The sequence below is a fragment of the Actinomadura sp. NPDC000600 genome, assembly GCF_040492135.1.
Taxonomy (GTDB): Bacteria; Actinomycetota; Actinomycetes; order Streptosporangiales; family Streptosporangiaceae; genus Spirillospora.
Genome location: NZ_JBEUPD010000028.1, coordinates 1 through 14,468 on the forward strand (window position 1 = coordinate 1; position 14,468 = coordinate 14,468).

General features: G+C 73.9%; 14 protein-coding genes. 6 read left to right on the plus strand and 8 right to left on the minus strand.

All coding sequences use genetic code 11. The annotated features are described in order from the left end of the window. From ABWI07_RS31585 to ABWI07_RS31605, 5 genes are all read left to right on the plus strand, one after another. On the plus strand, positions 1–519 hold a 519-nt coding region (locus ABWI07_RS31585), incomplete at its 5' end, for an FAD-linked oxidase C-terminal domain-containing protein (protein WP_353820798.1). Between the two features lie 5 nt (positions 520–524). Beyond that, complete coding sequence (locus ABWI07_RS31590) at positions 525–1,406, plus strand: diacylglycerol/lipid kinase family protein (RefSeq protein WP_149265003.1); 882 nt, start codon at positions 525–527, stop codon at positions 1,404–1,406. A 323-nt stretch (positions 1,407–1,729) separates the two neighbouring features. Beyond that, the gene (locus ABWI07_RS31595; RefSeq protein ID WP_353820799.1) at positions 1,730–3,244 is read left to right on the plus strand and encodes a metallophosphoesterase family protein; all 1,515 of its coding nucleotides are present in this window, start codon (positions 1,730–1,732) and stop codon (positions 3,242–3,244) included. A gap of 158 nt (positions 3,245–3,402) precedes the next feature. Beyond that, a complete protein-coding gene (locus ABWI07_RS31600) occupies positions 3,403–3,903 on the plus strand; it encodes a DUF4234 domain-containing protein (RefSeq protein ID WP_353820800.1) in 501 nt (166 codons plus the stop codon). 313 nt (positions 3,904–4,216) lie between these two features. Further along, the gene (locus tag ABWI07_RS31605) at positions 4,217–5,905 is read left to right on the plus strand and encodes a bifunctional 3'-5' exonuclease/DNA polymerase (RefSeq protein ID WP_353820801.1); all 1,689 of its coding nucleotides are present in this window, start codon (positions 4,217–4,219) and stop codon (positions 5,903–5,905) included. On the opposite strand, the gene ABWI07_RS31610 is transcribed toward ABWI07_RS31605, so the two are convergent. Next, complete coding sequence (locus ABWI07_RS31610) at positions 5,887–6,573, minus strand: SGNH/GDSL hydrolase family protein (RefSeq protein ID WP_353820804.1); 687 nt, start codon at positions 6,571–6,573, stop codon at positions 5,887–5,889. The two genes, ABWI07_RS31605 and ABWI07_RS31610, sit on opposite strands and share 19 nt — an antisense overlap. Positions 6,574–6,584: 11 nt before the next feature. Then, positions 6,585–8,039 (minus strand): MFS transporter, encoded by a 1,455-nt coding sequence (locus ABWI07_RS31615; RefSeq protein ID WP_353820805.1) that lies wholly within the window; start codon positions 8,037–8,039, stop codon positions 6,585–6,587. Positions 8,040–8,154: 115 nt separating this feature from the next. On the opposite strand from ABWI07_RS31615, the gene ABWI07_RS31620 reads away from it, so the two are divergent. Further along, positions 8,155–8,766 (plus strand): TetR/AcrR family transcriptional regulator, encoded by a 612-nt coding sequence (locus tag ABWI07_RS31620; protein ID WP_353820807.1) that lies wholly within the window; start codon positions 8,155–8,157, stop codon positions 8,764–8,766. A 6-nt stretch (positions 8,767–8,772) separates the two neighbouring features. On the opposite strand, the gene ABWI07_RS31625 is transcribed toward ABWI07_RS31620, so the two are convergent. The 6 genes from ABWI07_RS31625 to ABWI07_RS31650 form a co-directional block, all read right to left on the minus strand. Then, positions 8,773–10,050 (minus strand): flavin-dependent oxidoreductase, encoded by a 1,278-nt coding sequence (locus ABWI07_RS31625; protein WP_353820809.1) that lies wholly within the window; start codon positions 10,048–10,050, stop codon positions 8,773–8,775. Between the two features lie 9 nt (positions 10,051–10,059). Then, on the minus strand, positions 10,060–10,860 hold the full coding sequence (locus ABWI07_RS31630) for an ABC transporter ATP-binding protein (protein WP_149265010.1): 801 nt from the start codon (positions 10,858–10,860) through the stop codon (positions 10,060–10,062). Positions 10,861–10,960: 100 nt separating this feature from the next. Beyond that, a complete protein-coding gene (locus tag ABWI07_RS31635; RefSeq protein WP_353820810.1) occupies positions 10,961–11,821 on the minus strand; it encodes an ABC transporter permease in 861 nt (286 codons plus the stop codon). Next, entirely contained in the window at positions 11,818–12,594 is a 777-nt protein-coding gene (locus ABWI07_RS31640; protein WP_149265011.1) for an ABC transporter permease, read from the minus strand. Before ABWI07_RS31640 ends, ABWI07_RS31635 begins: the two co-directional genes overlap by 4 nt. Next, positions 12,591–13,574, minus strand: a complete 984-nt coding sequence (locus tag ABWI07_RS31645) for an ABC transporter substrate-binding protein (RefSeq protein WP_149265012.1) — start codon at positions 13,572–13,574, stop codon at positions 12,591–12,593. Before ABWI07_RS31645 ends, ABWI07_RS31640 begins: the two co-directional genes overlap by 4 nt. Before the next feature lie 35 nt (positions 13,575–13,609). After that, positions 13,610–14,464 carry an ABC transporter ATP-binding protein gene (locus ABWI07_RS31650; RefSeq protein WP_149265048.1) on the minus strand — a complete coding sequence of 285 codons (855 nt, stop codon included), beginning with the start codon at positions 14,462–14,464 and terminating at the stop codon, positions 13,610–13,612. Between the last annotated feature and the right edge of the window lie 4 nt (positions 14,465–14,468).

The following is a 14,468-nucleotide window of genomic DNA, read 5'->3' on the forward strand; positions in this document are numbered from 1 at the left end:
CGCGGCGCCGGCGGCGAGCCGCTCGGCGCCGGGCCGGGGGAGAAGTGGGAGCACGGCCGCTTCAGCGCCCCCTACCTGCGCGACTCCCTCCTGGACGTCGGCGCGTTCGTCGAGACGCTGGAGACCGCCGCGTTCTGGTCGGACGTGCCCGCGCTGTACGAGGCCGTCCGGCAGGCCCTGATCGGGACGCTGTCGGGAGCCGGGACGCCGCCGCTGGTGATGTGCCACATCTCGCACGTGTACCCGGCCGGCGCGTCCCTCTACTTCACGGTCGTGTCCGCGCAGGGCGAGGACCCCGTCGAACACTGGGCCGCCGCGAAGCGCGCGGCCTGCGACGCGATCCTCGCCGCGGGCGGGACGATCAGCCATCATCACGGGGTGGGCACCGACCACCGCGACTGGTACGCCCGGGAGATCGGGCCGCTCGGCGCCGCGGTGCTGCGCGCCGTCAAGGACCGGGTCGATCCCGCCGGGATCCTCAACCCGGGGGTCCTGGTGCCCCCCGCGGGAAGGGAGTGAGCGCCGTGCGCGCGTTCACCGCGATCGTCAACCCGGCGGCGGGCGGGTCCGCGTCCGCCTCCTGCCTGATGCCGCTCGCCCGGCTGCTGCGCGAGGCGGGCGCCGAGGTCGACGTCGAGTACAGCCGCGGGATGGAGCACGCCGCCGACGTGGCCCGCGCCGCCGGCGAGGCCGGCCGCGTGGTGCTCGGCGTCGGCGGGGACGGCCTGGTCGGCTGCGTCGGCGGGGCCCTCGCCGGGACGGGCGCGCTGTTCGGGATCGTCCCCGCCGGCCGGGGCAACGACTTCGCGCGGCAGCTCGGCGTCCCGTCCGACCCGGAACGGCTCGCGCCGCTGCTGCTGGAGGGGGAGCCGCGCGAGGTCGACGCCATCGACGCCAACGGGACGGCCGTGCTCGGCAGCGTCTACGCGGGAGTGGACGCGGTAGCCAACGACAACGCCAACCGGACCCGGCTGCTGCGCGGCTCGGCCGCCTACTACGTCGGGGCGCTGCGCGCGATCGCCACGTGGCGGCACGCCGACTACCTGATCACGGTGGACGGCGAGGAGCACCGGCGGGAGGGCTACACCGTCGTCGCCGCCAACTCCGGCTACTACGGCTTCGGCAAGCACATCGCGCCGGACGCCCGCGTCGACGACGGGCTGCTGGACGTCGTGCTCATCCGCAAGGCGCCGAGGACGCTGTTCTTCTCGGTCATGCGGGAGCTGGAGGCCGGGACGCACGTCCGGCGGCCCGAGGTGGAGGTCCTGCGTGGCCGCGAGGTGCGCATCGAGCTCGCCGGCGGGACCGGCAGGACGCTCCCGTACGGCGCGGACGGGGAGCTGCCCGGGGTGCTTCCCGTCACCGCGCGGGTGCTGCCCGGCGCCCTGCGCGTCCTGGCGCCCTGACCGGCCGCGACGAGGATTTGGCCGCGTGTTTAGGGCGGTTTACGCGCCCATTACGGCTCTCCGGATAGTGTCGGTTACGTCCCGCTACGGGACCTTGGGGTTGTCTGTGGAGGCATCATGAGAAGGCGACTTTTCGCCGTTCTGGGGGGACTCATGATGACCGCAGGCCCCCTCGTCGCGGTGGCGCCGGCGTCCTTGGGGGTGGCGCCGGCGTCAACCGCGCTCGGCTGACGGTCTGTCGGCTTCCTGGCGTCGTGTCGGCTTGACGTCGAACCTGCCTCTGGAAAGGCTGTGAGGACCCCCTCACAGCCCGGAGGCATTCTGTGTCTGCCGAGGTCCCCCCCGGACCCGCCAACTCGCGCAGCTCGGAGGAGGGAGCCGGCTGGGCCTGCGGGAGGCCGGGCGGCTTCAACGAGCTGCTCCCGGCCCGCGTCCCCGACTTCTCCTGGCGCCGCCCCTCGGTGCTGTGGCGCTCGCGCAACGACGTGCTGGCGCGGCTGTTCGGCGACCCGACGAACGCGATCCGCCGCCGCTGCGTGGCGGCCCTGCGCGAACGGGGCACGCCCGCCGCGTTCACCGTGCACCGCCCGGCGCCCGAGTTCTCGTTCGCGCTGGTCGGCGACACGGGCGAGGGCGACCGCTCGCAGTACGCGGTGGTCCCGCCGCTGCTGCACGCCGCCGCGGGCACCGACTTCATGGTCATCGCCAGCGACGTGATCTACCCGACCGGCGACGCGGCGGACTACCCCGAGAAGTTCTTCCGCCCCTACAAGGACTACCCCGCCCCCATCTACGCCGTGCCCGGCAACCACGACTGGTACGACGGGCTGCGGGGCTTCCTGCACGTCTTCTGCGGCCTGGACGAGAACTGCTCGCCGCCGCCGTGGCGCGGCCCGCTCGCGTTCGTCCCGCGCACGCTGTGGCGCCACTCGGGGGAGGTCGACGCGGAGGCGCTCGCGGAGGCCCGCCGGCTGTACCGGGGCGCACCCGGCCAGCAGGCCGTGCAGCCCGGGCCGTACTGGGCGATCGACACCCCCTCGCTGCGCGTCATCGGCATCGACACCGGGATCACCGGCCGGCTCGACCGCGCCCAGGGCCGCTGGCTGCGCGAGGTGTCCGGTGGTCCGAAACCCAAGCTGCTGGTGACCGGAAAGCCGCTGTACGTGGACGACGAGCACCGTCCCGGGCCGATCGAGGGCGGCGGGACGGTCGACGAGATCGTCCAGGACCCGGCGCACCACTACGTGGCCGCGATCGGCGGCGACATCCACAACTACCAGCGCTACCCGGTGCGGACCGGCGACGGCCGGACCATCCAGTACATCGTCTCGGGCGGCGGCGGGGCCTTCATGCACGCCACGCACGTCATCCCGCGGACCCGGACGGTGGAGGAGGACGAGTTCCGCTGCTACCCGCTGCGCGGCGACTCCCTGTCGCGCTACAGCAAGCTGTACGGCCGGTGGCTGCGGATGCCGGGGCTCTTCGAGCTCACCCCGGAGGAGGCCACCGCCGCGGTCCAGCACCGACTCGGCATCAGGCCGGGGCGCGGGTACGACGGCCCCGCCCCGTCCCGCCGCGCGCGCTTCGTCGCGTCCGTCCTCGGCGTTCCGCGCAGCGCCCGGGGCCGCCGCCGGCTCCTGCGGCTCCCCGTCCGGAGGATCCCGCAGCGGTTCCGTTCGGAGCTGGCCGACTGGGACCGGCCGCCGTTCTTCAAGAATTTCCTCCGCCTGGACGTGACGGAGTCGCAGTTGCGCATCCGTTGCTTCGCCGCGACGGGGTGCGGCGACCACGAGACGGCGCCGCCGTGCGAGGACGAGGTGACGATCCCGTTGCGCTAGCCCGAACGCTTTGGAGAATCCGCCAGTAATAGATGAAATCTAGGCGATCTTGCCTCGCGACGTGCCCCGATGCCGTTACAGTCGTGGCTCACCACACCGGTGAACGGTAACGGACGGTCGGCCGGAGAACGACCGCGTCCTTCAGGAGAGCTTCTCAAATGAGTCACCCCCAGCAGGGTCAGGGCCAGCAACAGCAGCAGGCGTACCAGGGCGGCTACTCGCCCGCCCCGGCACAGCAGCAGGCGCCCGCCGCCGTCGGCACCGGCCTCAACATGAAGCGCCGCAACCCCGTCGGCGCCTGGCTCGGCCTGCCGATCATCACCTTCGGCATCTACGGCCTCGTCTGGTTCTTCAAGGTCCACAACGAGCTGCACGAGTACGACCGCCGCATCGACAACGCCGCCACCAGCGCGCTGCTGTCCATGCTGTTCGGCGGCATCACCCTCGGGATCTGGCCCCTCGTCATGTGGGTCAAGCTCGGCGGGCGCATCGCCCAGGCCCAGCGCGCGGCCGGCCTCCAGCCGAGCTGCAGCGGCGGCATGGGCTTCCTGCTCGGCATCTTCGGCTTCGGCGTGCTGTACTACCAGCTCCAGCTGAACAAGGTCACCGACCGCTACGGCGACACCCCGGCCGGCCAGCAAGTCTCGCTCGCCGCGTAGTCATCGCATTTCTCTCCTCCTTCGGGCCTGACGGCCCTCCATCGTCGAGAAATGCGGGCGATCGCTGGCATCGCTCCGGCTCGCCTTGGCGGCTCGCTGCGCGATCAGGTTCTCGCAAGCTCGAACCTGCCTTCGGACGCGATCGCAAGGGTGAGGCCGGCGCCGGCTGAGCTTCAAACGCTGCGAGAGCAGCGGGCCGCGGCCCTGGCCTGCTGAATCGATTCGCGCTGGACCCCTCCGTGATCCCTCACGGAGGGGTCTTCGTCGTGGTGCGGGAGGCGGGTTTGTCGGTGGGCGGGGTCAGAATGGGCGCGTGAGGATCGCGGTTGCGGCCGGGGCGGGGGGCGGGGGCTCGCTGCGGGCGGTCGCCGAGGACGGGGCGCCCGCGGGGCCCGTCCAGGACGTCCCCGATCTGGTCTCGGCGGTCGCCGAGCGGGAGCGCGACGGCGCGCCGCGGTGGGTGTGGCCGTCCACGGCGCGGCTCTACCCCCGGCTGCTGGAGGCGGGGGTGCGGGTGTCGCGCTGCCATGACCTCGAACTGGTCGAGAACCTGCTGCTCGGCCATGCCGGGCGGTACGGGGAGCCGCGCTCGGTCCGGGCGGCGTGGGCGCGGCTGCGCGGCGAGCCCGTCCCGGCCGACCCGCCGCCGTCCCGGGAGGCGTCGGCGCAGCCGTCGCTGTTCGACGACGACGCCGGGCGCAAGGAGGCCGCGGACGACCTCGGCCAGATCGTCGCGGTGCACGCCGAGCAGCAGCGCGCCATCGCCGGGCTCGACGGGTTCGCGCTGCTCGCGGCGGCGGAGTCGGCAGGGTCGCTGGTGGCCGCCGAGATGGGCCACGACGGGCTGCCCTGGTCGGCCGCCGAGCACGACGCGCTGCTCACCGAGCTGCTCGGCCCGCGCCCCTCGGGCGGCCTGCGGCCCCGCAGGCTGCAGGACCTCGCCGACCGCATCAGCGCCGCGTTCGGGCCGCGCGTGCACGTCAACCCCGACTCCCCGGCGCAGATCCTGCGGGCGTTCGCCTCGGCGGGGCTGCCGATCCCCTCCACCCGCGCGCACGTCCTCAAGCAGCTCGACCACCCCGCCGTCCCGCTGCTGCTGGAGTACAAGGAGCTGTCGCGGCTGCACACCGCGCACGGCTGGACGTGGCTCGACACGTGGGTGAGCGGCGGCCGGTTCCGTCCCGAGTACGTCGTCGGGGGCGTGGTGTCCGGGCGGTGGGCGACGAGCGGCGGCGGGGCCCTGCAGATCCCGCGCGTACTGCGCAAGGCCGTCGTCGCCGACCCGGGCTGGGCCCTGGTCGTGGCCGACGCGGCGCAGCTCGAACCCCGCGTGCTGGCGGCGCTCGCCGGAGACCGCGCGTTCGCCGAGGCCGCCGCGCACGGCGACCTCTACGCGGCCCTGTCCGACGCCTTCCAGGACGACGCCGACGGCGGGCGCACCGCGCGCGACAAGGCCAAGATCGCCCTGCTGTCCGCCATGTACGGGGGAGGGACGGCCGACGCGGTGCAGCTCCTCGGCGTCCTGCGGAGCCGGTTCCCGCAGGCGTTCGAGTACGTGGAGGCCGCCGCGCGGGCGGGGGAGCGCGGCCGGCTCGTCCGGTCCCGGCTCGGCCGCACGTGCCCGCCGCCGTCGGCCGGGTGGCGCGAGCTGACCTCGGCGGGCGACGACGACGCCCCGGGCCCCCGGCAGGGGACGGCGGCCCAGGCGCTGCGCGGCCGGGGCCGCTTCACCCGCAACTTCGTCGTCCAGGCCACCGCCGCCGACTGGGCGCTCGCGCTCCTGGGCTCCCTGCGCCGCCGCCTGACCGCCCTCGGCTCGCCCCGCCTGGTGTTCTTCCAGCACGACGAGGTCATCGTGCACGGCCCCGCCGAGCTGGCCGACGAGGTCGCCGCCGCCGTGCGCGCCGCGGCGGAGGAGGCCCGCGGCCTGCTGTTCGGCGACACCCCGGTCGTCTTCCCGATGGAGATCGCCGTCGTCGACCGCTACGCCGACGCCAAGTGAGCGGCCAGCGCGCGGATCGTGTTGGCGGCGGCGAACGCGTGCCCCCGGGCGTTCAGATGAAGCTGGTCGCCGCAGTAGATGCCCGGGTCGGCGGCGACCGGGTGCCCGTGCGGATTGTCGACGTGGCAGGCGCCGTGCTCGGCCGCGACCTCGGCGGTGAGCTCGGCCAGCCGCCGCGTCCGCGCCGAGATGACCTCCCGGTAGCGGGACGGGCCGAGCCCGGCGGCCGTGATGTCCAGCAGCCCGATCGTGACGACGTCGGCGCCCGCCGCGCGGAACGCCGAGACCATCGCGGCCAGCTCGCGGCGCACTCCGTCCGCGTCGAAGTCGGGGCGGAGCATGTCGTTGCCCCCGGCCACCACGAACGCCAGGTCGGGCCGGAACGCCAGGGCCGGCCGGAGCTGCTCGGCCGCCACCTGCGCGGCGACGAGGTTCCGGCGCCCGAGGTTCAGCGCGGTGAACCCGGGGTCGACCGCGCCGAGCGCCTCCTCGACGCGGTCGGTCCAGGACAGGTCGCGATAGCCGGGGACGGGCTCGCGGACGCCTTCGGCGACGCTGTCGCCGATCGTCACCATCCGCCTCCACGGGGCGTCGGCCAGCAGCGCGGTTGCGTCGGCGGCCGGCAGCACGGAGGGGTCGGTCCACTCGGTCGGAAGCGTCTCGGTCACGGTGTCCTCCTTCAGGGCTTCGCCGGGCGCGCGGCGAGGAGCAGGCCGACGGCGGCCGCGCCCGCGGCGGCGATCGTGCAGAACAGGTAGACGGACGTGTAGTCGCCGGGCGCCGCCCGCTCCGGCAGCAGCGCGGCGAGGACGGCGATGCCGAGCGCGCCGCCGAGCTGCCGCGCCGTGGTGTTGAGCCCGGTGGCGCCCGCGAACCGCAGCGGGCCGGCCGACAGCGCGGCGCCCGTGGCGGTGCCGGTGGTCATCATCCCCATCCCCGTCCCGACCACGAGGCCGAGCGGGAGCCAGAACGTCAGGAAGTGCGGCTCGGCGGGCAGGGCCGCGACGGCCCAGACCCCGCACCCGACCATGATCAGCGCGCCGCCCGTCACGGCGGGGCGGACGCCGAGGCGCGCGGTGAGCCGTCCCGTCGCGATCGCCGCCGCGGTGGCGGTGAACGCGCCGGGCGTCGAGGCGAACCCCGCCTTCACGATCGAGTAGTGCCACTCGGTCGTCAGGTAGAGCACGCCGACGAGCAGCCACGCGTACAGGGCCGTCCCGTACAGGAACGAGGCGGCGTTCGCGGCGGCGAACCGGTGGTTGCGCCACAGCGAGATCTCCAGCGCGGGCACCGGATGCCGCGCCGACCGCCACAGCGCGAGGGCGGCCAGGACGGCGCCGCCGAGCAGCAGGGCGAGCGTCCGGGCGTCGGTCCAGGCCCAGTCCCGGCTCTGCGTCACGCCGAGCGCGACGCCGCCCACGCCGGCGGCGAGCAGCACCGTCCCGGCGAGGTCGGGCAGCCGTCCCGCGCCGCCCTCGGCCCGGGGGAGGCGGCGGCCGCCGAGCAGCATCGCCAGCCCGATCGGCACGTTGATGACGAACAGGGACCGCCAGCCGGACAGGTCGACGAGCACCCCGCCGAGGCCCGGGCCGATCGCGGCGGCGAACGCGCCCGCCGCGCTCCACAGCCCGATGCTGCGGGCGCGCCGCTCGGGGGGCGTGTCGTGCAGCAGCAGCGCGAGGGAGGCGGGGATCAGGGCCGCCGCGGCGGCGCCCTGCGCGGCGCGCGTCGCCAGCAGGACGGGCACGTTCGGCGCGACCGCGCACGCCAGCGACGCCAGCGTGAACAGCCCGGTGCCCCACAGGTACAGCGACCGCCGCCCGACCAGGTCGGCGAACCGGCCGGCGGGGGCGAGCAGCGCCGCGAACAGCACCGCGTACAGGGTGATCACCCAGGTCAGGCCGGAAAGCGTGCTGCCCGGGAAGTCGGCGTGCAGGTCGGCGACGGCCAGGTTGGCGGCGGTCGCGTCGAGCATGGCCAGGAACGTCGCCCCGGCGGCGAGCCAGGGGACGTCCCGCCGCGCGGCCGGCCCCGGCGGCGCGCCGGTCCCGGTGGTGCTGGTCCCGGTGGTGCTGGTCCCGGTGGTGCTGGTCCCGGTGGTGCTGGTCCCGGTCGGCTCGGTCTCGGTGGTCATGGGCGGACCTCTCCAGAAAAATAAACGAACGGTCGTACACTCTTCTGGTCGAGGGGTCCGCGTCAAGGGGTTCGCCGCATTGACTTTGAACGAACGGTCGTGCAGATTAATCGGCGTGACCATCGACGGACGGCTTCTCAAGGGAGAGCAGACGCGCGGCACGATCCTGTCCCGCGCCGCCGACATCGCCTCGGCCGAGGGACTGGAGGGCCTGTCGATCGGCCGGCTCGCCGCCGAGCTGCGGATCAGCAAGAGCGGCGTGTTCACCCACTTCGGCTCCAAGGAGGAGCTCCAGCTGGCGACCGTCCGCAAGGCGGTCGAGGTGTTCCGCGCGCACGTGACCGAACCCGCGCTCGCGGTGCCCGAGGGGCTCGGCCGCGTCCGCGCGCTCCTGGAGGCCTGGCAGCGCTACCAGCGCGAGCCCGTCTTCCCCGGCGGGTGCTTCTTCCACTCCACGATGGCCGAGTTCGACGCCCGGCCCGGCCGCGTCCGCGACGCGATCGCGGCCTCGCAGCTCGACTGGCGCGCCTTCGTGGAGCGCTGCCTCCGCGAGGCGCGCGAGCTCGGCGAGATCGACGCGGCGACCGACGTCCCGCAGCTCGCCTTCGAGCTGGACGCCCTCTGCCGCACGGGCGCCGCGCAGGCGCTGCTCCACGACGACCCGTCCCTCTACGACCGCGCCGCCCATGCCGTGAACACGCGGCTGGCCGCCGTCACCGCCGCCTGACGGCCCTCACGGAGGCTGCGTTCGGCCCGAGACCGTGTAGGACTGCCGGGTGTTCAGCACCTCGACGTCGGTGAACGACGTCTGGAGGTAGGCGCTGGTGATGCTCGTCAGCTCCTCGGGGGAAAGGACGTCCTCGATGGACGCGAAGCCGTGCGGCGCCCGCTCGGCGACGAGGCGCAGGACGCGCTCGGCGGGCATCTCCCGGCAGGCCAGCACGACGGCGTTGGCCGCCTCCCGGCGCTCCTTCTCGTAGCCGAGGAGCCCCTCCGGCGGGCTCGCGGCGGTGGCCAGCTCGTACGCCAGGACCCGGGCGTCGAGCACCGCCTGGGAGCCGCCGTTGGAGCCGATGGGGTACATCGGGTGGGCGGCGTCGCCGAGCAGCGTGACCCGTCCGAACGTCCAGCGGTCGACGGGCTCCCGGTCGACCATCGGGTACTCCAGGATCTGCTCCGCGCCGGAGAGCAGCGCGGGGACGTCGAGCCAGTCGAACCGCCAGTCGGCGAAGTGGGGGAGCACGTCCTCCAGTCGGCCGGTCCGGTTCCAGTCCGCGGCGCCGTCCCGCGGGTCGCCCGGGACCCGCACCTCGGCCACCCAGTTCAGCAGCGCCTTGCCCCGGTGCTCGGCGCGCATGGAGATCGGGTAGACGACCATCTTGGCGGCGGCGTTGCTGCCCGCGACGGCCAGGGTCCGCCCGGTCAGGATCGGCTCCGCCTCGGTGAGGCCGCGCCACATCCGGATCCCGTTCCACAACGGCGCGCCCTCGTCCGGGTACAGCTGCGCCCGGACGGCGGAGTGCAGGCCGTCCGCGCCGACCAGCGCGTCCGCCGAGAACGGCTCGGCGGTGCCGGACGCGCGGTCCAGGAGGCGGGCCCGGACCCTGTCGCCGTCCTGCTCGAACCCCTCGAAGAGGGTCCCGGTGCGGACGGCCCCCTCACCGAGCCGCGCCAGCACGGTGTCGAGCAGCAGCATCTGGAGCTCGCCGCGGTGGATCGAGTACTGCGGCCAGGCGTACCCCAGCGCGCGGCCGCGGGGGTCCCCCCAGATCCGGCCCCCGTACCGGTCGAAGTGCACCATCTCGGCGGTGGGGATCGCGAGTTCGGCCAGCGCGTCGCCGAGGCCCAGCTCGGTGAGCTCGCGGACGGCGTGGGGGAGCAGGTTGATGCCGACGCCGAGCGGCCGCAGCCGGACGGCGGAGTCGACGACGAGTGCCTCGATGCCCGCCTGGTGCAGGCTTAACGCGGTGGTGAGCCCGCCGATCCCGGCTCCGACGATGAGTACGCGCATCACTTCCCCTTACTTGTCCAGTCGGGTCGCCGACGCGGCGGGCGCCGCGCCCGGCACCTTGGCGCCGCCCCGCACGAGCCGTCCCACCTCGGCCCGGAGCCGGACGAACTCCGGAAGCCCCCGGGTCTCGATCTGGTCGCGCTCGGACGGCAGGTCCACCGGCAGGTCGGCGTGCACCCGGGCGGGGGACCGGTTGAGCACGACGACCCGGTCGCCGACGTAGACGCTCTCGTCGATGTCGTGGGTGACCAGCAGGATCGTCATCTTCTGGGTCCGGTGCACCTGCAGGACGAGGTCCTCCAGGTCCTCGCGCGTCTGCGCGTCGACGGACCCGAACGGCTCGTCCATCAGCATCAGGGAGGGCCGGTAGGCGAGGGCCCGAGCGATCGAGACGCGCTGCTGCATGCCGCCCGACAGCTGCCACGGGTACTTGCGGCCCGCGTCCGGCAGCCCCACCGACTCCAGCGCCTCCTGCGCCGCCGCGCGCCGCTCCTGGCGCGACTTGCCGCGCCGGCGCAGCGGCAGCGCCACGTTGTCGCGGACGGTCAGCCAGGGGAACAGCGAGCGGCTGTAGTCCTGGAACACCACGGCGAGGTCGCCGGGGACCCCGTCGATCGCCGATCCGTGCAGCGTCAGCGTCCCGCCGGTCGGGCGGATCAGCCCGGCGATGCAGCGCAGCAGGGTGGACTTGCCGCAGCCGGACGGGCCCACGATGCTGACCAGCTCGCCGTCCGGGACGCGGAGGTCCAGGCCGTCGAGGGCCAGGTGCCCGTCGGCGTAGGAGTGGGTGAGGCCGGTTATCTCCAGCATCGCGGCCGCCTTTTCTGTGTGTGCGTCATGAGCGCCGTCGGTCGGAATCTCATCGGTCGGGGGACTGGTCGGTAGGGGGACTGGTCGGTAAGGGACATCGTCAGTCTTGGAGCCGCCGCGCGCCGGCGTGCCAGGCCAGCAGCCGCCGCTCCAGGAGCAGGAACACGGTGTTGAACAGGAGGCCGAGGATGCCCAGCATCACGATCCCCGCCCACATCCGCGGCAGCTCGAAGGAGCGCTGCGCGCCGATCAGCTCGGAGCCGATGCCCGCGGTGCTGCCGAACAGCTCCGACAGGACCATCAGGATCAGCGCGAACGACAGCGCGACGCGCAGCCCCGCGAAGATCTTGGGCGCCGCCGCGGGCAGGACGACGGTCACGAGCGTGCGGACTCGGCCGAGGCCGAACACCCGGGCCGTGTCCAGGTGCAGGGGGTCCACGGCGCGGACGCCGTCGCAGGCGTTGAGCAGCACCGGCCAGACGACGCCGAACGCGATCGTCACGATCTGCATCGTCGCGCCGAGCTGGAACACCATGATGAAGAACGGCACCAGCGTGGGCGGCGGCACCGCGCGCAGGAACTCCAGCACCGGGTTCAGCAGGTCGAACAGGGTCCGCGAGCGCCCGATCGCCGTCCCGAGCACGACGCCGGCGGCGCCCGCGGCGGCCCATCCGGTGAACAGGTGGGCGAGGCTGGTGGAGAAGTCGTCGAGCGCCTTGCCGGAGAAGAACAGGTGGCTCGCCGGGCCGGAGAACCACAGCTCGTGCAGCGCGGTCAGGATCGTCGTGGGCGGCGGGAAGTAGGTCTCGTCCACGGCCCTGGTGACGAGCTCCCACAGCACCGCGACGAGCGCGACCAGCCAGGCGCGTTCGGCGAACCCTCGCACCGCGCCCGCGGCCCTGCCGCCCGCCCCCGCCGCGCGGACGTCCCCGCCCGCCGCCCGCCTCGGCTCGGTCTTCACGCGACCCCCTCGACCCGGGCGCCGTGCCAGCGGAACGCGAGCCGCTCCAGCCCGCGCAGGCCCGTGTTCACCGCCAGGCCGAGCGCGCCGGCCCAGCAGGCCCCGGCCAGCAGCAGGTCGCTGTTGCCGCCCCCGGACTGGGTCTCGCTCAGGTAGATGCCGATGCCGTCGACCCCGCCGGCGAACAGCTCGGTGCTGATCACGACGATGAGCGCGACGGACGCGGCGATCCGGACGCCGGTCGCGATGAACGGGGCGGCGCTCGGCAGCGACACCCGCCACAGCACCGACAGCGGCCCGAACCCGAAGCCGCGGAGGGTGTCCTTGGCCAGCGGGTCGACGTCGCGCAGCGCGTACAGGGTATTGATGAGGATCGGCCAGAGGCAGGCGTAGAAGACCAGCGACATCTCCACCCGCGTCGGGTCCGCGAACACGATGATGGCGAGCGGGATGAGCGCGACCGACGGGATGGGGCGCAGCAGCTCGACCAGGGCGCGCGCGGCCGTGCCGAGGAACGGCACCGAGCCGAGCAGGACCCCGAGCGGGACCGCCGCGAGCACCGCCAGCACGAGCCCGCCGGACCACGCCTTGAGGGTGGCCGCCACGTCCACGAGGAACTCCCGGTCGACCGCCAGCCGCCCGGCCTCCCGGGCGACGGCGGACGCCGGGGGGAGCGCGGTCGCGTCCACGAGGCCGCCGCGGCTCAGGGCCTCGACGGCGGCGGCCGTGCCCACCGCCCCGGCGGCGCCGAGAAGGACGCGGCGGTACCTCATGGAGCGGGCGCGACGAACGACGCGGCGTCGATCTTCTTGTCCACGTACTGGAACCGCTGCATGAGGTCGGCCACGCGCTGCAGCGCGGCGGTGTCGACCGACGTCGGGTACGTCCCGTAGCTCATGCCGGCGGCCACCTCGGCGTTGATGCCCTTGGCGTAGGTCGGCAGGATGCTCTGCACGAGCTTGCGGTCGCCCGCGGCCATTCCCTGCGCCTTCTGGAGCGCCCGCTGGAACGCGGCGACCGTCTTCGGGTTCTCCTTCACGAACTTCTCGGTGGCGGCGTAGCCGGCGATCGGCAGCCCGTCCGTCTCGCCGGTGGACAGGTCGGCGACCAGGCGGGCGCCCATCGACGTCCGCATCTGGGTGCCGAACGGCTCGATCGCCTGGACGGCGTCCACGCTCCCCGACTTCAGCGCCTGCTCCATGGCGGGCGGCGCGATCTCCACGAAGTTCCTGTCCTCGTCGAAGGTCACGCCCTGGGGCTGCGCCGCAGCGCGGACCAGCATCGTGCTGACGTTGCGCTTGGTGTTGACGCCGATCTTCTTCCCCGCCAGATCCTTGATCGTCCGGTAGGGGGAGTCGCCGCGCACCATCAGGGTGTGGGTCTTGGACGCGCTGCGGAACCCGTCCGCGACGATCCTGGGCTTGAAGCCGGGGTCCTTGGTCCCGGCGGTGAGCAGCGAGACGTAGTTGCCGAAGCTGAAGTCGAGCCGACCGCTCTTCAGCAGCGGGACGCCGGCGGCGCCGCCCTGGATGACCTGGGTCTTCACGGTGAGGCCCTCGGCCTTGAACAGTCCCTTGGAAAGGGCGATCTGGACGGGCGCGGTGTCGGCGACCGTCATGGTGCCGAGCCTCACCTCGGACTGCTCAAGGCCGTTGGCCGACTTCTTGCCGCCGGATCCGCCGCAGGCGGATCCGGACACGAGCGCGATGGCGAGCACACCCGCGAGGGCCGCTCGGGGACGGGAAGCAGACATAGGAATGCTCCATGCGCGGGGGGATCTTGGAAGGCTTAACCTTTCACAGTTCCCCGCGCCCCGGAATGGGTCCCGGCGCCCACCGTTTCGTCCTTTTCCGCCGGCTCGTCCGACTCCGCGGGCCCGTCCGCCGCATCGCCCCCGGCGACGCCGCGGACCAGCCGGCCCACCTCGGCGCGCAGCCGGACGAACTCGGGGTCGGACCGCGTGCCGATCTGGTCGCGGTCGGCGGGCAGCCCGACGGGCAGCTCGGCGCGGATCCGGCCCGGGTCGCGGGCGAGGACCACGACCCGGTCGCCGAGATAGACGCTCTCGTCGATGTCGTGGGTGACGAGGAGGATCGTCACGCCCTGGCTCCGGTGGACCTGGAGCACCAGGTCCTCCAGGTCCTCGCGGGTCTGGGCGTCGACCGAGCCGAACGGCTCGTCCATCAGCATCAGGGACGGCCGGTAGGCGAGGGCCCGCGCGATCGACACGCGCTGCTGCATGCCGCCCGACAGCTGCCACGGGAACTTGCCCGCCGCGTCCTTCAGGCCGACCGACTCCAGCGCCTCGGCCGCCCTGGCGCGCCGCTCGGACCTGCCGAGGCCGCGGCGGCGCAGCGGCAGCCCGACGTTGTCGCGCACGGTGAGCCACGGCATCAGCGAGCGGCTGTAGTCCTGGAACACCACGGCGAGGTCGTCTGGGACGCCGTCGATGGGGGTGCCGTTCAGCACGACCTTCCCCTCGCTCGGCGCCATCAGCCCGGCGATGCACCGCAGCATCGTGGACTTCCCGCACCCGGACGGCCCGACGATGGTGACGAGCTCGCCCTCGCCGATCGACAGGTCCATGCCCTGCAGGACGCGGTGCTCGCCGTAGGCGTGGCCGAGGCCGGAGACCTCCAGCATGCCG